A 19,822-nucleotide genomic window follows, 5' to 3' on the forward strand; every position below is an offset into this window, starting at 1 on the left:
CGGTTCTCCCCCAAGGTGGGAGAGCCGTTTTTTTAATGGACGGAATGTGTGCCCGGTTTTACAATCGAGCCATCTGCCGATAACCGCTTAAGACGGGAGCTTGTGGCGGTACTCCTTGGGTGAGACGCCTTCCAGTTTTTTGAACACCTTGCTGAAGTATTTTACGTCGTGAATGCCAACCATTTCGGCGATTTGCGAAATTTTCAGGTTGGGGTTAAGCATGAGCAGCTTGGCCTTCTCGATACGGTATTTGGACAGGTAGTCGGAGAAGTTGATGCCAAATTCCTGTTTGAATTTGCGGGAGATGTATTCCCGGCTGACAAAAAAGCGGCTGGCGATTTCCTGCAGAGACAACTCTGACGTGTAGTGCTGATCGATGTATTTGATAATGTCCCCGATCACGTATTTTTCCTTGGCTTGCCGCTCGCTGATGGCTCGAGACATGCGGTTCATCAGGTCGACGGCCCAATCACGCCAGGCAAAGAGCGAAAAGGAATAGGCGTTGGTGTTGGGCGCACGATGCTGCTGATCCTCCTGTAGCAGTGCGGTCAGTACTGTGCCGGCGTCATCGCCCAGCGTCTCCCGCAGCAGCCGCTCGCGGAAGGAAAGGGTGTCCGACCGCCATTGATCGAGCATTTCGGGTGTCACAATACCGCCGTGGCTGAGCCCATCGATCCATTTCTGTGCTGCGGCGGCAATCCGCTGCTCGTTCCCGCCGCTTAATACAGCTATTTTCCAATCCTCCTGCACATCGGCAAAACGCAGACGTGACACATCTCCGACCCTGCCTGCGTCTTGCGATTCGGTCAGCAAGGTATGGAGATAATTGTCCCCGCGCAGCAAATTGCGGCGCCGGATAGCCAGGCCGGCTTCCGCATACTGGCCGGGGAGGCTCTGCGGCAGCGCGCCTGCGGCAGCAACACCAAAGTGCATGCGGCGCTGGAGCGTGTGGAACAAGCCCTGATTGACCCTTTCAATCAGTTCTGCCACGGCTTCGTGCCCGCTCCACAGCAAAAGGATAATTTCGTCCGATGCGCCCCAATACTTGAAGGCAATGCCGCGGCGGTGCGGGGGCAGGAACTCATTGCAAATGTTAATGATAGAAAAATGCAGCAAATCGCTATTCTTGCCGAAACGCTGCAGCAGCGGCCCATCATCGGCATCCACCTGCAGCAGCAGCAAGCGGACCGTATCGGTCAGTTCCGGAATGACCCCATCCGCGCGCAGACGGCGCAACGACGATTCGGCCGTATTGGAATCATTGATCAGTGAAGACAGCAGCTTCTCCCCATACACCGGTCTGATTTCGTTAAGCCGGATATTTTGCTGCCGCTGATCGACGCGTTCACGTTCTTCCGCCCGCCAATCCGCCACCGCCTTGGCTACCGCAGCATTGATGGCCTCCGCGTCGATAGGCTTGAGAATGTAGTCGATTCCCCCATGGCGGACGGTGCTGCGAACCAATTCAAAATCATTGTGTCCGCTTACAACAATAAATTTGACACTTTCGGCAAACTCGCTAATCCAAGTCATCAGCTCCAAACCGTTTCCGGCATCCATCAGCATATCCGTAATCACCAACTCCGGTTTGTTATGCCGGATCAGCTCGATCGCTTCGTTCCCGCTTCCCGCTTCGGCTACTTCCTGTATGCCGTGCTCTTCCCAATCCACGAGCAGCCGGACCGCTTTCCTTACTCTGGCTTCATCATCCACAATGAGTGCTCTCAATGATCTTCACTCTCCGTTATGTCTTTCTCCGCGATATGCAAGGTGATTTTCACGCCTGCCGGATGCAAATTACCGATGCTCAGCGAAGCCGTGTCGCCGCTGAACAGCTTGAGCCGGGCGAGCACGTTGGCAAGTCCGATGGAAGGCCACTTCGCATTTTGTCCCGTATCAAGCGGATGGCTACCCGGGGGCGGCCATTGGGCCAATTCCCACTGCAGCTGCAGAAGCCTCGCTTCGGGGATCTTATTTCCGTTATTCTGTACTGTGATCCTGACCCCTCCCTCCGCCATCGCGCTGGCGAGCAGGATGATTTCGCCGTTCACGGCGGACCGCTCCAATCCGTGCTTAAAGTAGTTTTCAACGATCGGCTGCAGGATCATTTTCGGCATCGGTAAATCCAGCAACCGCTCTTCCACATCGTAGCGGAAAATGAAACGGTTTTCAAACCGCTCCTTTTGCAGCTCGATATACGCCTTGACATGCTCCAGCTCATCGCGCAGTGTGACGTGCTTGTCCTCGTAATGCATACTGTAGTGCATCATTTTCGCCAATGCGGAGAGGAGGGCGTAAATGCGCGGAACATTCAGTTCCAATGCCAGCGTGCCGATAATCTGCAGCGTGTTGTTGAGAAAATGCGGATTGATCTGCGCCTGCATCGCTTTAAGCTGGTTTGTCTTGTTCGCCAGCTCGAGCCTGTATTCCCGCAGGATCAGATTGTTGATCGTATCCATCATGCCGCGGAACCGCAGCATCACTGCGCCGATTTCATCTTGTCCCGCCGGCTGGATATCGACGTTCAGGTTACCGGATTGAATCTGGTCCATGTAGCGGCCCAGCCGCTTGATCGGAGCGGTGATGCGCAGCGAAATAATGACCGTGGCGGCAACGATAATGATGAGTGATACCGCCAGCACCAATATATTGATGAAGGCTGCGCGGTTCGCTTCAAGAGTCAGGTAAGAGACTGGAACCTGCTTGACCAGCGTCCAGTGGGTCGCGAGACTGGAAATCCGCTGATAGGCGAAGATGTTCCCGTCCTGCTCGAAGTTTCCGCTGGAATTCGGCGAGCGGGCAATTTGCTCGGCATACCACTGCTCCCGGAGCGGCTGGCCCAGCATATTTTGATCGTCGGTGTAAACCATGTTGCCCTTGTCGTCGAGAATGTAGATTTTCTCGCGGTTTTGTTCATATAACTGGTCAACAATGCTGCTCAAAGCCGATAGTTTGACGTCGATGGCCAGGTAGCCGATGATGGCGCTCGAGGGGACTCTCTCGATTTTGCGATGAAGCGTAAACACCGGCTCCGAAGGATATCTCGGCTGAATGGAAGTCAGTCCGTACGCATGGCTCATATGACTTTCCTGTACCCATACACTGTGCTGACTGTTGCCCACCGAATCGACGAAAGGGGCGATATTATAATTCCGCTGCGGTGTGTTCAGCGTAACGAGTGTCGCTTTGCGGCTCAAATTTTCGTATAGATACACTTGAAAAACATCCGGAACGGAGCGTGAAATGCCGGATAACACGGCATAAACCTGCGAATTGCTCTGGGGGTCTTCATAGCCGGCCTGCAGCAGATTGGAAATGCCATATATGCTGGATGAACTGCGGTTCAGGTCGTCCAGCAGGCGGCTAAGGTTGCGTCCACCCTGGTACAGCAGGTTGGCATCTTCCTGGGCGACCCGCGTTCGCAGCGATTGTGTCGTGTATGAATAAGTAATGAACATGGTTACCACAATGGGAAGAATTGTCGCCAGCAGCATAAAGACGATCAGCTTGGTGCGGATACTGTTCCATTTCAAGTCGCTTCGCTCCCGATCAATAAATTGCACCTGAGTGTTCACCTCAGTAGGTGTTTGCTCAGGCTTGTTCCAATCATAATAACAATACAATAGTTATTCGACAGAAAGAAAGGGGGCTGCGCCATGAGTAGTAAAAGAGCGTCAAGGTGGGGACTGCAAGTATTTTTCGTAGGACCTGTTTTTCTGTTTTTTCTAATCGTCATGGTGATACCATTCTTCCTTGGGATGTTTTATGCGCTGACCGATTGGAATGGCGTGGCGAGCACGGTAAACTGGGTAGGGCTGGACAATTTTAAAACGATATTCACCAATGATCCGGATTTCTGGTCATCTTTCTGGTTCACCACCAAATTTACGCTGGTCGGCATTGTGCTGACGAACGCTGTTGGCTTCTTCCTTGCGTATTTCTTAACCAAAGGGTTGAAGACACGCAACGTTTTGCGTACGATTTTCTTTATGCCAAACGTGATCGGCGGGCTGCTGCTCGGGTTTATTTTTCAGTTCATCTTCATCAAAGGCTTCAATACGATGTTTGAACTGACCGGCTGGTCCTTCTTCGGACTTCCTTGGCTGGGGGATGCCATCACCGGTTTCTGGGGGATCATGATCGTGTTCGTATGGCACACGGCGGGTTATCTGATGGTCGTATATATCTCCTCGCTGAGCAACGTTCCTACCGAAGTGATCGAGGCTGCGGAGATCGATGGGGCAAGCCGCTGGCAGATGCTGCGCAGCATCATCGTTCCACTGATTATGCCGGCAGTGACGATCTGTCTGTTCCTGGCGATTTCCTGGGCGTTCAAAATGTTTGATCTCAACCTGTCGCTCACAAAAGGCGGGCCGTTCAAATCAACGGAATCCGTGGCGATGAATATTTACAACGAAGCGTTCCAGAATAACCGTTACGGTCTGGGTACCGCCAAGGCCATTCTGTTCTTCGTGATCGTGGCCGTCATTACGATGCTTCAGGTGCGCGCGACGAAGAATAAGGAGGTTGAAGCCTGATGCTGAAAAGATATACCGGACGGACGCTGGCAGCGGAGATCATTATGGCGTTGATCGGCCTGCTGTTCTTGTCTCCGTTCTATTTTCTCTTCGTGAACTCGGTCAAGCCTTTTGGCGAGATTATGTCCGATTCCGCAAGCTGGCCGAAAATCTTTCAGTGGGAGAACTATTCGAGAGCCTGGGAATTAACGCAATTCCCGCAGGCATTCACGAATTCGCTCATGATTACCGTTGTCAGTGTGGCAATCCTGGCGCTGATCAGCTCGATGGCTGCATACCGGATGGTCCGATCCAATACGTGGTTTAACCGTGTCTTGTTCATGCTGCTCATCGCTTCCATGGTCATTCCGTTCCAGACGATTATGATGCCGCTGCTGCGGGTCGTTAACGAACTGGGATTGAACAATACCCGCGCCGGGCTGATCATGACTTATCTTGGTCTTGGGGCGCCGATGGCGGTATTCTTGTTCCACGGGTTTGTCAAATCGATTCCGCTGGAAATCGAAGAAGCTGCAACGGTGGATGGATGCACGGGGATCAGCGTTTTCTTCCGGATCGTGCTGCCGATGATGCGGCCGATGCTGATGACGATTATCGTGCTTAACTGTCTGTGGGTATGGAATGATTACTTGCTGCCATCGCTGATTTTGCAGCGGCCGGAAATGCGGACGATTCCGCTGGCTACCTTCGCATTCTTCGGACAGTACACGAAGCAGTGGGATATTGCGTTGCCGGCGCTTGTACTGGGCATTGCGCCGATCGTTGTTTTCTTCTTGTTCTTGCAGCGTTATATTGTCGAGGGAATCGCAGCCGGATCGGTCAAAGGCTAACGCCGACCGATCCGCTGTTCCAATAAACTAAAATAGATTTAGGGGGGCAAGGTTAAATGAAAAAGCATAAGTATCCTATCATTTTGTCGGTTTTGTTAACGATGTCGCTTATACTCTCAGCCTGTGGCGGCGGCGGCAATCTTGTAAGCGATAACAATGGCAGCGGCGACAAACCAGGGCAAAAAACGGTGACGATCTTCCAATTTAAAACGGAAATCGTAGAAGGGCTTAACGAACTGAAGGTAGAGTTTGAAAAAGAACATCCGGATATCAAGCTGGATATTCAGACTGTGGGCGGCGGTGCGGACTACGACGCGGCTCTGAAAACGAAATTCGCTTCCGGCGATGCACCGGATATTTTCTCGAACAACGGTTATGCCAAGCTGGACATGTGGCAAGAAAAGCTGGAAGACTTGTCCGACCAGCCTTGGGTGAAGGATTTGGTGCCACTCGCGGCAGAAGCGATCACCAAAGATGACAAAGTGTATGGATTGCCGCTTGATCTGGAAGGCTTTGGTTATGTATACAATAAAGACTTGTTTGCAAAGGCGGGCATCACGACACTGCCGAAAACGTATTCCGAGTTGGAAGCAGCAGCCAAGAAATTGCAGGCAGCAGGCATTACTCCATTTGCCAATGCTTATCAGGAATGGTGGCTGGTAGGAAGCCAGGGCATCAGCGTAGCCTTTGCCAATCAGGATGATGTCGATGGTTTTATTAAAGGAATGAATGAAGGCACCTCTTCGATTGTTGGCAACGAGCAATTCGCTAACTGGGCGAAATTGATGAAGCTGACATTGGATTATGGCAACAAAAATCCGTTGACCACCGACTATAACACGCAGGTAACGATGTTCGCCAATGGAGAAGCGGCGATGATGCAGGAAGGCAACTGGGCGCAAACGATGATCGACGGCATCACACCTAACATGAATATCGGAATTCTGCCAATGCCGCTGAGCGATGATGCATCCAAGACAGGTAAAGTAACGATTGGCGTACCAGTGAACCTTGTTGTCAATAAAGATTCCGATGCCAAAGAAGAGGCGAAAATTTTCCTGAACTGGCTCGTTACTTCGGATATCGGCAAGGAATATCTCGTGAAGAAATTCAAATTCATCCCGGCTATGACCACAATTAAAGCTACGCCGGAAGATATGGGACCGATTGCTACCGATTTGGTGAAATACGTAGAGGAAGGCAATATTTTCGCTCATCAGGCCGGCAAATTCCCGGATGGTGTGGCTCAGGAATTCGGCAGCGCGATCCAGCAATATTTGGCAGGCGAAAGTGATGTCGAAACCTGGCAGAAAAATATGCAAGCCGCATGGGATAAGCTGAAATAAATGGATTCATGAATATTGGATGATGAAAAGGCAGGCCGACTCAGGTACTTATCCTTGAAGGAGAAGAATGAGGCGGTCTTTGCTTTTTCTTATTGAAGCCGTTTTCGGTCGAAGGAGGAAGACACGTGAAGAACAAATACGCTGATGAAGTGCAAATTGGTGTCGTATATTATCCGGAGCATTGGGATCCTTCTCTCTGGGAAGAGGATATTCAATTGATGAAAGCAACGGGCGTTCGGGTGGTCCGGTTGGCGGAGTTTGCCTGGAGCCGGTTGGAACCGTCGCCGGGGCAGTATACCTTTGAGTGGCTGGATCGGGCGCTGGATTTGTTCGCCAGGTATCAAATCCGCGTCGTTCTGTGTACGCCGACCAATACGCCGCCGCGCTGGCTTACAGAGACGAAGCCGGATATTTTGCCGGTATTCGCTAATGGGGATACGCATCATCCGGGGGTACGGGGCCACCGCTGTTATAACAGCGAATCGCTCCGTGATTACGGAGCGCGGATCATTACACAGATGACCTCACGGTACGGGAGCCATCCCGCCGTTATTGGCTGGCAGCTTGACAATGAGTATTGGGTCATCGATTGTTACTGCGATACCTGTAATCAACGCTTCCGGGAATGGGTGCAGGTGAAATACGGTACGCTGGAGAACGTGAACCGCGAGTGGGGAACGGTGGTTTGGAGCGGGGAATACAGCGATTGGAGCCAGGTTGGCGTGCCTTATGGCGGATCAAGACATCAGAATCCGTCATATTTGCTGGATTTTACCCGCTTTCAATGGGATTCCATCGCCGATTTTCAGCGCAGCCAAATTCGTATCATCCGCGAAAATTGTCCAGGACACTGGGTGACCCACAATTTTCATACGTATCCACAGCGCCTGAACCTTTACCAGATTGGGGCTGACCTGGATGTGGCTGCCTTCGACTATTATCCGAATACCGATCCGGACAAGCAAGCAACAGGTCCTTACAGCGGCGCGTTGTCCCTGGATGTGACGCGCGGCATCAAGCGGCGCAACTTCTGGATCATGGAGCAGCTGAGCGGGCCGCCGGGCTGCTGGTTTCCGACCTGGAGAGCGCCTTATCCCGGCTTTATCCGTGCGTTCTCCTGGCAGGCGATCGCACGGGGCGCCGACACGGTCGTTCATTTCCGCTGGCGCTCTGCGGTTGCCGGTGCAGAACAGTTCTGGCACGGGCTGATCGACCAGAGCAATGTGCCAGGGCGCCGGTTCGGCGAATTTGCCGAGTTGTGCAGAGAAGTCAATGCCCTGGCAGGCAGGCTTCAGGGAACGGCGCCCGCTAATGAAGCGGCGATTCTGCTCTCGCATGAGCATTTGGAGGCATTGCGGATTCAACCGCAGGCCGAGGGCTTCGACTATTATGAAAATGTGAAGGATTACCACCGCGCCTTGACGAAGCTCGGAATCGGCTGTGATGTGATCGAGTGGACGCAGGCACTGGATGGCTACAAACTTGTCGTGGCTCCGAGCTTTTATCTGCTGAATGCGGAGGTGACCGCCGCATTGGAGCGCTTTGCCGCAACAGGGGGGACCGTCATCGTTACGAGCCGTTCCGGCGTAAAACATATGAACAATCAGCATGTGATGATGCCGCTGCCGGGACTGCTGACGAAATGCACCGGCGTGAAAGTGGAGGAGTACGATCCGCTTGGCCGGGCGGCCATCCGTGTCGTCGATAACGAGGGACGCTCTTACCGGGGCTCGCAATGGTGCGATGTCCTGAGCCTGCATGGCGCCGAGGCGATCCTCTGGTATGATGAAGAATTTTACAAGGGTACGCCTGCCGCTACGGTCAACAGGTTCGGGCAGGGAAAAGTCTATTATCTCGGCACGCATCTCGATGAGGACTGCTTGAAGCGCCTATTCCGGGCGATTGCCGAAGAGCTGCGCTTATTGATTGTGCCCGATCTGCCGGAGGGCGTGCAGATCACCATCCGCGCCGGGACAACAGGAAGCTATTTGTTCGTGCTCAACTTAAGCCGCGAGCCGCATCAGGTGACGCTGCACGCCACGTACCCGAGCCTGCTGTACGGAGCGGAGCGAGGCAGGGTGCTTAGCCTTGCGCCTTACGGCGTCGATATTTTGCAATTATCGTAGATATAACTGCCGTATGCTGAACGGGATGTACGGCGGTGCAGGAGGCAGGCTATTCAATTCATGGATAGCCTATTATCCGGATTGCTATCCGAATTGGAGCATCTGCCGAAATTATGAGCTTGTCCATTACCGCTTCAACTATTAATATTGATGTATCCATAAGATGGTATTGCTATTACAAACTTGAGAGGAGACTTGAGGGTGATGAAAACAGCGTTACTAATCATTGACGTGCAAAAGGCAATGTTTTTACCGGAGTACAATTTGTATCGAGGAGAAGAGGTATTGGATACAATTGACCGGTTAATCCTCAAGGCCCGTGAAACCGGCACGGAGGTCATATACATACAGCATACGGTGGAAGGCGATCCCGAGTTCACCAGGGATACGCCGACATGGGAAATCCATGACAAAATTAAGCCGCTCCCGACCGAGACCGTTATTCAAAAACCAACCTGTGATTCCTTTTACAAAACAGGCCTGCAGGAAGCCCTTCTTGAGCGCGAAGTGGACAAGCTGGTGATTGTAGGCATGCAGACCGAGTTTTGTGTGGATACAACCGTGCGCAGCGCTTTCAGCAAGGGGTATAAGGTTGTTCTTGTTCAAGATGCCCATAGCACATTTGATAACGGGATTATCCAGGCGGAGCAAATTGTCCGCCATCACAACACGGTGCTTGCATCCAGCTTTGCAGCTCTTAAGCCAGCCGAAGACATACAGTTTTAAACCATTATGAATGGATGGGGGGCGGCAGCATGGACAAGATCAGCAAAAATACGGCAGCTCATTACATCTGGGGGGAAAGCTGCGACGGCTGGAACCTGGTAAGCGGGCAGGAATTAAGCGTGATTCATGAAAGAATGCCCGCTCATACCTATGAGGCCAGACATTATCATCATAAGGCAAGACAGTTTTTCTTCATATTAAAAGGTCAGGCCCTCATGCAGCTGGAAGGGCGAACGGTTGAGCTGGCGGAACAGGAAGGCATTGAAATTCCTCCGCTTGCTGTCCATCAGATCGTGAACGTTTCAGACGCTCCAGTTGAATTTTTGGTCATCTCGCATCCGACAACCCGGGGGGACAGAACGGAAGTCTAAACGCCTAAATCAGGCGAACAGATCCTGCATCGAAACGCGCAGTCCCACAAATAGCTGCGATTCCGCAAACTGTTCCCCGGTATTCGAGTAATAGGCTATATCTGCGATCTCACCGTCGATTAAAGTGAAAATCGTCGCCTGCTCCTTCATAGGATCGACGATCCAATATTCCTTAATGCCGCATTTCCTGTATAAATCGAGCTTGCGGATCAAATCTTTGCTTCGTGTGGAAGGTGACAACACCTCGACGGCCAGTTCCGGTGTGCCCTTGTATTTGCCCTTTGCATCAATTTGATCTTTGTCGCAAATAACAACCAGATCCGGTTGTACGACACAGATATTCGTTTTTTCCTTCTCTAATGTAATATCGAACGGGGATGTCAGCGGTGTACAGGATTTTCCTTTAAACCAATTGTAAAAAGTGCCAAGCAGTTCTTGCACGGCATGCTGGTGCTTGTACGAAGGGGAGGCGAGGTTATACACGACACCGTCGATCAGTTCGAAGCGCTGTTCCGATGTTTCGGTCAATTCGAGAAACTCTTCATAGGTCACCCAATCATCACCGGCTTCGTATCTCAACGCTTCCTCCCTAAGGACGGATTCATCAGCCCCGTCGAAAGTACTTAATTTAGCCACATCCTTGCCATTCCTCGTTACAATGATTTCCTCATTGGCCTCCGCGAACTTTAAATACTTTCCGAAATTGTTTTGCATATCAGTTGAAGTAACCCGCATTTTAATCACCTCAAATTAGCTATTATGTAAATAATGATAGCTAATTTATTATTGTTTTTCAATGGTTTTAGTTAAGTGATTAGGTGTTTGTCGTGAGGACATAAAGATGATAATTAGGACTATGGATGCCTTTCGTCAGTCATGAGTTGGGATATTCGACTTATTATCCATATTCTAGGAAGATGTTAAAATGGGTGTAACACGATGGACAGGTGGACGATGCAGATGACAACGATTCTGGTAACACCGGAGCAGTTGGAGGCAGTTTCCAGGCAGTTCGAACAGGCTCGCCAGGAGATTGCCCGGATGAACGGAACACTTACGCTCCAGGTTTTAATGATGGAAGCGGTCTGGGATGGCACAACCAAGCAGCGCTTCTATTCTGATTATGTGACGGCCCGCAGGAGTATGGAGAACGCTGTAGAGCTGACGGATTCCATTTCCCGTGAGCTGCGAAATCATGCGGAGAAATTCAGACTAGCGGACGAAGCAATGTCCGGTGGGCTTGATCCGGCCTGTATGGCTCCTCCGCCCCCTCCACCCAATGCCTGTGCTGCGCCGACCGTGGATACGCGCAATGCCTTGGAGAAATCTGGCGAAAGCTTGAAAGAACTGGGCACCAATTTTATGGACGCAGCCAATGAGCGATATGAAAAACGGTATGATTCGTTCGGCGGATTTCTGGATTACTGGACGTTCGGTATTCCGAAAGGGATGTGGCAGGGGTATGCGGATCGGGCGGATAAGTGGCTGGATTCCCCGGAAGATTTCGCGAACTGGGCGACCCTTGGCGTCCATGGCACGATTCGCGAATCCATCTTTCCCCAAAATGCCTGGTCAACCGAGCACTGGGCGAATATACTTGGAACAGCAGGATTGGTCGGCGGCGGTACGATTGCCTCAACGATAAAGCCCAAGAACTATTTTGGTACAAGTGCAAAGTCGGTTGTTGAGGGGACGCCAAAAGCTGCTGATTTAAAATATGCTGAGTCTGGAGCAAGAAATATATCTCCAGAACAGTTCTTTAAAGAAGAGGCAATTGCTGAGGAAATGTATGAGAAATTCAGAAATTTAGGGACGAAGGATGTAGAAGCTATCGCAAAAAATACTGGCTTTCCTCTTAGCAGAGTTCAAAGGATCAAAGATCATGTTTTTAATAACACACATATTAAAGATCATGGTATTGGGAAGTTTGATCCTGACTATGAATTAGCACAGGCGTGGGAAAGATTAATAAATGAGAAGTATGTAGACTCTGATATACAATTATTGCATCATGAAATTTTCGAATCAAAATTTGAAGGTATATTTAAGACTAACTATAGAACAGCTCATGATAAAACAATAGAATCAGGGAGAACCTGGGATTGGGAAAAGAATTATGAGGAGTGAGATTAATGGCGGTTTTTGTGATAATGCTTAAGGACTATGAGGACGAAGAAAGAGTTGTATACAGTTATGGACCAAATGAAGAAACAATGGGGAAAATTGAATACGATAAAAAAAATGGTGTTATAAATCAACTCTCTCCAATAGATTCTGACAGTTATCCTGATGATTTCTTTTTTAAAAGAGCTGGAAGAAGATTGGCGAGAATGATTATTAAAGAAAATAATAACTTTGTTGAAAGGACAACTATTGAATCTTAGATAGTGCAAACGAGACCAGATTAATTGCACAGGCACAAGCAGAGTACGAGGTAATCGTAGAGGAAGTAAGTGGTTATTGTCAGAAAGCACGAGAGTTAGGGCTTCAGGTAAGGAGTTAAGACGATCTGGTAGTACCGCCTATCAATACAACGATGCCTCTGGATTGTCCGATTCACGCAGGCCCAACATCTTCGAATCCAAGTGAGTGGGCTGGATCACGACGAAGCCGTGCGCTGCCCAAAAGTTTGCAAGAGGCCCATAGCCATGAAAGGATGACAAGAAGTTCGAAGGCCCGTGGCCGTGCGACAGGAGAATCACAGGCAGGTTGCTCCCCGTCGAGGGCGCGGAGACCTTGATCTGCAGATCTACAATCCGACCTGGGACCGATAGCACCACGGGGCTGAAGGTCATGACAGGGGTGGGATCGCTGACAGGAATACCGGCAGCTTCAGTAAACGGCTTGCTCATGGAACGATCCTCGTTTGATTTTTCTTGCATAGTAGCACTCTCCTTTTTTTTCGTTGATTTGCGGAGTAGGTAATATCATCCTCTCTTGTTGATACATCAACCTAATTCGAAAATAACATATTCTAGTTGATGTGCTAACCGTCGTATTATGTTTTAGCCAAGTAATTAGATGTTTGTCGTGAGGACATAAAGATAACGGACTTTGATACAGCTCTGGCATTTTGATATGGCAGAAATAAGGGCTGTGACTCCAAATGGGGTAACGTTTAGTCTTAAGCGAGGAAGTGGCGGATGGGATATCACTCCGCTTGATGTCGAGAGAATTTTTAAGCAAACACTAAGAGAACTTTCTAGTGACCCTATGGCTCAAGCATTATATAAAGAAGGTAACACAGATGCAGTATGGGATATACTGTATAGTAAAATGGCAGGAAAAATTGGGGGAGAATTTAATGTTTATAAATAATGATGGAAGCATTAATACGAAATTTCTTTATAGAAAACCTGTAGTTATTGGGATTTTGGACGATAGTGATAATGACCCTAATGATTTGAGTTGGATGTTCGATACCTCGTGGGAGTTGATAAAAGCAAAATTTACAGAAAGTCCATTTCAGGAGCTAATTATAGGATTAGTGGAAATATTTAGAGGCGGACAGCCGAACTACTCATCACTTGGTGAAATGTTCGGTAATGATACAAAGGTGGATGGGGATGCCGAGAAAGTAGTATATAGTATAACCAATATTGAAAGAGATTTAAATGACATTATAAGAGTCGAGATGTATTTAGACCCTGTAAGTAGAAAGATTATAGATCTATTTTTATATGTTCGGGAAGGGTTGGATATGTTAGCACTTCAAGAACTGCTTAACGAGAAATATGAGGGTTTATCTACTGAATTAAATGACAAGCTTATTATTTCAGATGGGGATTACAGGATCATCATTATTTAAAGGCAAAAGAAGAAGTGTTTTAAAGCACGAGATATTTTGATTTTGTAAAGTCAGACGGTGGGCATAGTCTGGCATTTAACTACCAGAGGGCAGGTAAGAGTAAAACAGATCAGGAGAGAAGTGAGCGACGGCCATGAAAGTTAAACAAATCAATCATCTATGTTTTTCCGTTTCAGACCTGGAGCGGTCTGTGCTATTCTATGAGAAGGTTTTTGATGCGAAGCTGCTGGTAAAAGGACGGAAGCTGGCTTATTTCGATATCGGCGGGCTTTGGGTGGCCCTCAATCAGGAGGATATTCAGCGGGAACCGGGACCGCGCTCCTACACTCACACCGCTTTTACGGTCGAAGAGCAGGACTTCAGTGAGCTGCTGCAGCGTTTAACCGCATTAAATGTGGAGATACTGGAAGGACGAGAGAGGGATCTGCGGGACAAGAAGTCGATATACTTCCTGGATCCGGACGGTCATTTGTTTGAATTCCATACGGGTACGCTCGCAGACCGGCTGCAATATTACCGGATGGACAAACCGCATATGATATTTTTTGAAGATTCTAGAAAGTAATAACTTCTTGGTCTAAGCTTCCTGGAGTCGCAAGAAAAACTACCGCTAAGCGCGGTCTGGCTTCTTTGGATGTACGTCGATGGACGTTTATCTTATTAAAATTAATTTACAACAAGAGGAGACTGTATGGATCAAACCATCATCGGATATATAGTGGCCGCAGTCATTATCATTCTGGTCATTCTGCTCAGAACACGGAGAAAAAAACGCCCTATTCGCAACAAGGGGATAGGAATATTGGTCCCTATTATTATTTTGCCGATCGTTTTCGGCTTCAGTATTTACAGCTTGATGCATATTCCGGATCACCCGTTTCATTTGCCTGTGGCCTGGGAGATTTTGTGCGCATGCCTGCTGGGAATCTGCTTGGGCAGCATCATGCTGTATCATACGGGATATGAGCGGCAGGAGGATGGACAGATTTATTCCAAGCCGAACAAAAATTTTAAATACGTCATTATAGCAATCATTGTCATTCGTATCGGATTAGCCCAGTATTTTAAAGGACTGGATTATACGGAGTTTACGATCCTTACGATGGTGCTGGCTTTCGTATATATTTGTGTATGGCGTATCGGCAGTTTTATCAAGTATCGCCGGGTCAGTTCACTGAACTGAGTGTCAGGCGTTAAAGGGCATTTCCCGATCAGGAAATCAGGCGAGGAGCCTAGTGTTCTTGTCAAACGGGATCATGCCCTTTTTTATTTGAATGTGAAACGACAAAATTTTGATGTTAACGCTAACATTTTTGTTGCAATCTCATGACTACTGTGTCATATAATAAAAGTAAGAAATCTTATATTTAAAAATGTTCACGTTAACATTACCCATGGGAGAGGATGAATTTTTGCATGGTTAAACCGTTTCTGGATGAGAAATTCCTGTTGAACTCAGATACTGCTGTAATGCTGTATGAGAAGTACGCGAAGGATATGCCGATTATCGATTATCACTGCCATTTGAGCCCGAAGGAGATTCTGGAGAACAAAAGCTTTAAAAACCTGACCGAAGCCTGGCTGTACGGAGATCACTACAAATGGAGAATGATGCGAGCGTACGGGGTGGAGGAGAGGTTCATTACGGGGGACGCGGATGATTACGATAAATTTCTGGCCTGGGCGCGGACGGTTCCCTGTATGATCGGTAACCCCCTGTATGCCTGGACTCATCTGGAACTGCAGCGGTTCTTCGGTGTCCATGAACTGCTGAATGAGGAATCCGCTCCTGCGATTTGGGAAAAGGTCAACCGCCAGCTGCAAGGGGAAGGCTTCGGCGCGCGCGATCTGATCACCAAGTCCAAAGTGGAAGTTGTATGCACGACCGACGATCCTTGCGACTCTCTGGAATACCACTTGGCTATTCAGGAGCTTCAGGGTTTCCAGACAAAGGTGCTGCCAAGCTTTCGGCCGGATAAAGGGCTTGAGATCGGCAGAAGCACCTTTGTTCCCTGGGTGCGGAAGTTGGGTGAGGTGTCCGAGCTGGCCATTTCCGATTACGGACAATTTTTGAAAGCGCTTGAGAAGCGGGCCCGCTATTTCCACGATACCGGCTGCCGCGTTTCTGACCATGCGCTGGATACGGTTGTATTTGCAGAGACGACGCTGGAAGAAGTCTCCGGCATTTTTGCAAAAGCGATATCTGGTGAAAAAGTGACGGAGGATGAGGAGGCAAAGTACAAAACCTACACGCTGGTGTTCCTGGGCAAGCTGTATGCCGAGCTGGATTGGGCGATGCAGCATCATATTCACGCCCTCCGCAACAACAATACGGCCGCCTTCCGCAAGCTGGGGCCGGATACGGGATACGATGCGGTGAATGACGGGCCGATCGCCAATGCTCTTGTGGGGCTGCTTGACTCCATTGAACAGGAGGGCGGGCTGCCGCGAACCATTTTATACTCACTGAATCCGAATGATTATCATGTGCTTGCAAGTCTTGCAGGCAGCTTCCAGTCCGGCGGGGTACGGGGCAAAATCCAGTTCGGCACCGCCTGGTGGTTCAATGATCATAAGGAAGGCATACTGGAGCAGATGAAGGTGCTTTCCAATTTGGGGATGCTGTCATGCTTTATTGGGATGCTCACCGATTCCCGCAGCTTTTTGTCTTATACAAGACATGAATATTTCCGCAGACTGCTGTGTGATCTGGTGGGTACCTGGGTGGAAGAAGGGGAAGCGCCCATGGATGAAGCACTGCTGGGTCGTCTGATCCAGGGTATCTGTTACGACAACGCTGCCGCATATTTTAAATTTCCCGCAACGGCAGTGCTGAAGCGCTAAGACCTGACTGGAGGGGAACGATGAGCATTTTAAACAGACAGGGAAGGCAGGAAAGAACGAATTATCCGGTAAAGATCGTCCAGTTTGGAGATGGGAACTTCATGCGGGCGTTTGCGGATTGGCAGATTCATTTGATGAACAGCAAGCTGGGCTGGAATACAGGGGTGGCGGTGCTGCAGAATCGGCCGGGGGGCGTCTCGGCAGAGCAACTGCATAACCAGAACGGGCTGTTCACTGTCTGTGTGGAAGGCTTCCGGGACGGTCAGGCGGTAAGGGAGTACACCCTTGTGGAGTCGGTAGTTCAGGGGATTAATCCTTATACAAACTATGAGGCCTATGCCGAACTGGCGCTTCTTCCTGATCTGCGGTTTATTTTGTCCAATACGACGGAAGCAGGCATTATGTACGCGGAGGAAGACAGGCTGGAGGACCAGCCGCAGGGCAGCTTTCCCGGGAAATTAACAGCACTGCTGTACCGGAGATATCAGCATTTCAACGGAGATCCGGCGAAGGGACTCATTATCTTACCTTGTGAGCTGATTGAACGCAATGGAGAGACGCTGAGGGACATTGTACTGCGGCATGCTGAAAAGTGGGGGCTGGAGCAGCAATTTATACAGTGGCTTCTTGAACATAATTTATTTTGCAGCAGTCTTGTCGATCGGATTGTGTCAGGCTATCCCGAAGGGCGGGCGGCTGCAATGGAAGCTGAGCTGGGTTATCATGACCCTTTTCTTACGGTGGCGGAGCCTTATCATTTATGGGTTATCGAAGGGCCGGATTGGCTGCGTGCCGAGTTTCCGGCTTATGAGGCAGGGCTCAATGTGATCATAACCGATGACTTAAGCCCTTATCGGACCCGGAAGGTGCGCATTCTGAACGGCGCCCACACAGCGCTGACGCCGGTTGCCTATTTGATCGGACTGAATACGGTTGAGGAAGCCGTAACTCATGAAATAAGCGGCGCATTTGTGGAAGTGCTGGTCCGCGGGGAGATCATACCGGTTCTGGACATCGACGAGCAGGAACTGCAGCATTATGCGGATTCGGTGCTGGAGCGGTTCAGGAATCCTTACCTCCGGCATCAGCTGCTGAGCATTGCGCTGAACTCGTGGTCCAAGTTCGATGCCAGACTGAAGCCGACCTTGTTGAGCTTTGTACAGCAGCAGGAACGGCTGCCGGACAGAATGGTGTTCGCGCTCGCTGCGCTGATCGTTATGTATAAGGGAGTTCGCGGCTCGGAACGGATTGATCTGTCCGATGAACCCGCCATTCTTGAGCTTTTCCGGCAGGAGTGGGCGCAGTATGATGGAACGCGCGCAGCGGCTGGCCGTCTCGTGAGCCGTATTCTGCAGGATACCCGGGTATGCGGCGGTGAGCTGGGGATGGTGGCAGGGCTTGCGGAGCGGACGGCAGAGTATGTCCATGAGATTGAAAGCTCCGGCATGTTCCAGGCTGTGGTCAAATTTTTCGGGCTCTCGGACCGTCTAATCTCCACACAGGAAGGAGAATGATGAAATGCTGGAAGTGATTCGTATCAATGAACGAGATAATGTGGCGGTGGCCTTGCGTGATTTCAGCCGGGATGAATCCGTTCGGATTGCGGAAAAGGAAATCAAGCTTGCGGATGATATCCCGCGCGGGCACAAAATTGCGCTATCTGCCATTCAGGCAGGGGAGAATGTGCTTAAATACGGTTATCCGATCGGCCATGCCATAGAGGAGATTGCCCCCGGCTGTCATGTGCATACCCATAATACAAAAACCAATTTGACGGGTATGGAGCAGTACCGTTATGAACCGAAGCCTGTGGAGAATGATTACAAGAATGAGCATTTGACCTTCGAGGGTTATGTCCGGAAAAATGGCAGCGTTGGTATCCGGAATGAATTGTGGATCGTGCCGACGGTAGGCTGTGTAAACGGAGTGGCTGAGATGATCATGAACCGCTTCAAGGAAGAAGCGGGGTCCATTGCGCCTTTTGAACAGACGCTTGTACTCAAGCATAACTACGGCTGCTCCCAACTAGGTGACGATCATGTCATGACACGTACGATCCTGGCGGATGCCGTCAAGCATCCGAACGCCGGCGGAGTGCTGGTGCTGGGACTTGGCTGCGAGAATAACAGCATGAATGAATTTCGGGAAGCCATCGGGGATTATGACGAGCAGCGGGTAAAATTTCTGCTGTCCCAGGAAGTAGGAGACGAAGTGGAGGCCGGTGTAAAGCTGCTGCATGAGATTCACCGCAATGCCCAGGGGGACCGCAGGGAGACGGTTCCGCTGTCCGAACTGAGCATCGGCTTGAAATGCGGGGGCTCTGACGGTCTGTCGGGCATTACAGCCAATCCGCTGGTAGGCAGGCTGTCCGACTTTATGGCGGCCCAGGGCGGAACGACCGTGCTGACAGAGGTGCCGGAAATGTTCGGTGCTGAACGGATATTGATGGAACGGGCTGCGGATGAGCAGGTATTTGAAAAGATCGTAGACCTCATTAATAATTTCAAACAGTATTTTCTCGACTATAATCAGCCTGTGTACGAAAATCCCTCACCCGGTAACAAGGCCGGAGGTATTACCACACTGGAGGATAAGTCGCTCGGCTGTACGCAGAAATCCGGCATTTCTATGGTGAATGATGTGATTCATTACGGAGAAAGGCTGCAGACGAAAGGACTCAATCTGCTGAGCGCGCCAGGCAATGATCTGGTGGCCTCCTCGGCACTGGCGGCAGCAGGCTGTCAGCTTGTTATTTTCACGACAGGGCGCGGGACTCCGTTCGGTTCCTTCGTGCCGACGATGAAGGTATCCACCAATAGCCCGCTGCATCAGGCAAAGCCGCATTGGATTGATTTTAACGCAGGCGTGCTGCTGGAGGGAACAAGCATGGAAGAGACTGTGCGCGCTCTGATCCGTTATATCATCGAGGTGGCAAGCGGCAAGCTTGTCAACAATGAAAAGAACCAGTTCAGGGAGCTGGCGATCTTTAAAAATGGAGTAACCTTATAAGCAAGTGATACCCAATTGATCATAAAACGGCTTGCGGTCTAACCTACCGGAGTCGATAGGACAGACGCACTCAATTTTTCCTTGATTGCGTCTGTTTTTTTGTTGATTGCAGCCTGTATTTGTAACAGTGTGCGTATATTAAATGAACTGTATTATTTTCATGATATATATCACATGCAATTGGTGTTAAAGCAATTACAATGTAAAATGTTCACGTTAACAAA

Annotated in this window: 19 protein-coding genes; 15 read left to right on the forward strand and 4 right to left on the reverse strand. The window is 49.8% G+C overall.

Going from position 1 to position 19,822, the window contains the following annotated elements:
• Positions 1-87 precede the first annotated feature (87 nt).
• Together ACE5KN_RS02645 and ACE5KN_RS02650 are read right to left on the reverse strand one after the other, a co-directional pair.
• Positions 88-1,728, reverse strand: coding sequence for a response regulator transcription factor (locus ACE5KN_RS02645; RefSeq protein ID WP_375526966.1), 1,641 nt, complete (start codon positions 1,726-1,728; stop codon positions 88-90).
• Complete coding sequence (locus ACE5KN_RS02650; protein ID WP_375533024.1) at positions 1,725-3,533, reverse strand: cache domain-containing sensor histidine kinase; 1,809 nt, start codon at positions 3,531-3,533, stop codon at positions 1,725-1,727. The genes ACE5KN_RS02645 and ACE5KN_RS02650 overlap by 4 nt, the downstream gene beginning before the upstream one ends.
• Positions 3,534-3,656: 123 nt before the next feature.
• Here ACE5KN_RS02650 and ACE5KN_RS02655 point away from each other — a divergent pair, with 123 nt between their 5' ends.
• From ACE5KN_RS02655 to ACE5KN_RS02680, 6 genes are all read left to right on the forward strand, one after another.
• Positions 3,657-4,538: a carbohydrate ABC transporter permease gene (locus ACE5KN_RS02655; protein WP_375526968.1), complete on the forward strand. Its 882-nt coding sequence runs from the start codon at positions 3,657-3,659 to the stop codon at positions 4,536-4,538.
• Positions 4,538-5,368 (forward strand): carbohydrate ABC transporter permease, encoded by an 831-nt coding sequence (locus ACE5KN_RS02660; protein WP_375526969.1) that lies wholly within the window; start codon positions 4,538-4,540, stop codon positions 5,366-5,368. Before ACE5KN_RS02655 ends, ACE5KN_RS02660 begins: the two co-directional genes overlap by 1 nt.
• Positions 5,369-5,424: 56 nt before the next feature.
• On the forward strand, positions 5,425-6,714 hold the full coding sequence (locus ACE5KN_RS02665; RefSeq protein ID WP_375526970.1) for an ABC transporter substrate-binding protein: 1,290 nt from the start codon (positions 5,425-5,427) through the stop codon (positions 6,712-6,714).
• A gap of 125 nt (positions 6,715-6,839) precedes the next feature.
• Complete coding sequence (locus ACE5KN_RS02670) at positions 6,840-8,840, forward strand: beta-galactosidase (RefSeq protein WP_375526971.1); 2,001 nt, start codon at positions 6,840-6,842, stop codon at positions 8,838-8,840.
• Between the two features lie 204 nt (positions 8,841-9,044).
• The gene (locus tag ACE5KN_RS02675; protein WP_375526972.1) at positions 9,045-9,566 is read left to right on the forward strand and encodes a cysteine hydrolase family protein; all 522 of its coding nucleotides are present in this window, start codon (positions 9,045-9,047) and stop codon (positions 9,564-9,566) included.
• A gap of 29 nt (positions 9,567-9,595) precedes the next feature.
• Positions 9,596-9,937, forward strand: coding sequence for a cupin domain-containing protein (locus ACE5KN_RS02680; RefSeq protein WP_375526973.1), 342 nt, complete (start codon positions 9,596-9,598; stop codon positions 9,935-9,937).
• 9 nt (positions 9,938-9,946) lie between these two features.
• Here the strand turns inward: ACE5KN_RS02680 and ACE5KN_RS02685 are convergent, their stop codons facing one another.
• A complete protein-coding gene (locus ACE5KN_RS02685) occupies positions 9,947-10,651 on the reverse strand; it encodes a Uma2 family endonuclease (protein WP_375533025.1) in 705 nt (234 codons plus the stop codon).
• A gap of 246 nt (positions 10,652-10,897) precedes the next feature.
• Between ACE5KN_RS02685 and ACE5KN_RS02690 the strand changes: the two genes are divergently transcribed.
• Both ACE5KN_RS02690 and ACE5KN_RS02695 read left to right on the forward strand, forming a co-directional pair.
• The gene (locus ACE5KN_RS02690; protein WP_375526975.1) at positions 10,898-12,064 is read left to right on the forward strand and encodes a WXG100 family type VII secretion target; all 1,167 of its coding nucleotides are present in this window, start codon (positions 10,898-10,900) and stop codon (positions 12,062-12,064) included.
• A gap of 5 nt (positions 12,065-12,069) precedes the next feature.
• Positions 12,070-12,321 carry a hypothetical protein gene (locus ACE5KN_RS02695; protein ID WP_375526976.1) on the forward strand — a complete coding sequence of 84 codons (252 nt, stop codon included), beginning with the start codon at positions 12,070-12,072 and terminating at the stop codon, positions 12,319-12,321.
• A 141-nt stretch (positions 12,322-12,462) separates the two neighbouring features.
• Here ACE5KN_RS02695 and ACE5KN_RS02700 read toward each other — a convergent pair whose 3' ends face one another.
• Positions 12,463-12,819 carry an alpha/beta hydrolase gene (locus tag ACE5KN_RS02700; protein WP_375526977.1) on the reverse strand — a complete coding sequence of 119 codons (357 nt, stop codon included), beginning with the start codon at positions 12,817-12,819 and terminating at the stop codon, positions 12,463-12,465.
• A gap of 172 nt (positions 12,820-12,991) precedes the next feature.
• Here ACE5KN_RS02700 and ACE5KN_RS02705 point away from each other — a divergent pair, with 172 nt between their 5' ends.
• From ACE5KN_RS02705 to ACE5KN_RS02735, 7 genes are all read left to right on the forward strand, one after another.
• Positions 12,992-13,255 (forward strand): hypothetical protein, encoded by a 264-nt coding sequence (locus ACE5KN_RS02705; protein ID WP_375533026.1) that lies wholly within the window; start codon positions 12,992-12,994, stop codon positions 13,253-13,255.
• On the forward strand, positions 13,242-13,745 hold the full coding sequence (locus ACE5KN_RS02710; RefSeq protein ID WP_375526979.1) for a hypothetical protein: 504 nt from the start codon (positions 13,242-13,244) through the stop codon (positions 13,743-13,745). Before ACE5KN_RS02705 ends, ACE5KN_RS02710 begins: the two co-directional genes overlap by 14 nt.
• 133 nt (positions 13,746-13,878) lie before the next feature.
• Complete coding sequence (gene fosB / locus ACE5KN_RS02715; protein WP_375526980.1) at positions 13,879-14,310, forward strand: metallothiol transferase FosB; 432 nt, start codon at positions 13,879-13,881, stop codon at positions 14,308-14,310.
• Between the two features lie 126 nt (positions 14,311-14,436).
• Positions 14,437-14,928, forward strand: coding sequence for a CcdC protein domain-containing protein (locus ACE5KN_RS02720; RefSeq protein ID WP_375526981.1), 492 nt, complete (start codon positions 14,437-14,439; stop codon positions 14,926-14,928).
• A gap of 233 nt (positions 14,929-15,161) precedes the next feature.
• A complete protein-coding gene (gene uxaC / locus ACE5KN_RS02725; protein WP_375526982.1) occupies positions 15,162-16,589 on the forward strand; it encodes a glucuronate isomerase in 1,428 nt (475 codons plus the stop codon).
• 20 nt (positions 16,590-16,609) lie between these two features.
• Positions 16,610-18,103, forward strand: coding sequence for a tagaturonate reductase (locus ACE5KN_RS02730; protein ID WP_375526983.1), 1,494 nt, complete (start codon positions 16,610-16,612; stop codon positions 18,101-18,103).
• A 4-nt stretch (positions 18,104-18,107) separates the two neighbouring features.
• The gene (locus tag ACE5KN_RS02735; RefSeq protein ID WP_375526984.1) at positions 18,108-19,598 is read left to right on the forward strand and encodes a UxaA family hydrolase; all 1,491 of its coding nucleotides are present in this window, start codon (positions 18,108-18,110) and stop codon (positions 19,596-19,598) included.
• Positions 19,599-19,822 lie beyond the last annotated feature (224 nt).

The organism is Paenibacillus terreus, assembly GCF_042138595.1.
Taxonomy (GTDB): Bacteria; Bacillota; Bacilli; order Paenibacillales; family Paenibacillaceae; genus Paenibacillus; species Paenibacillus terreus.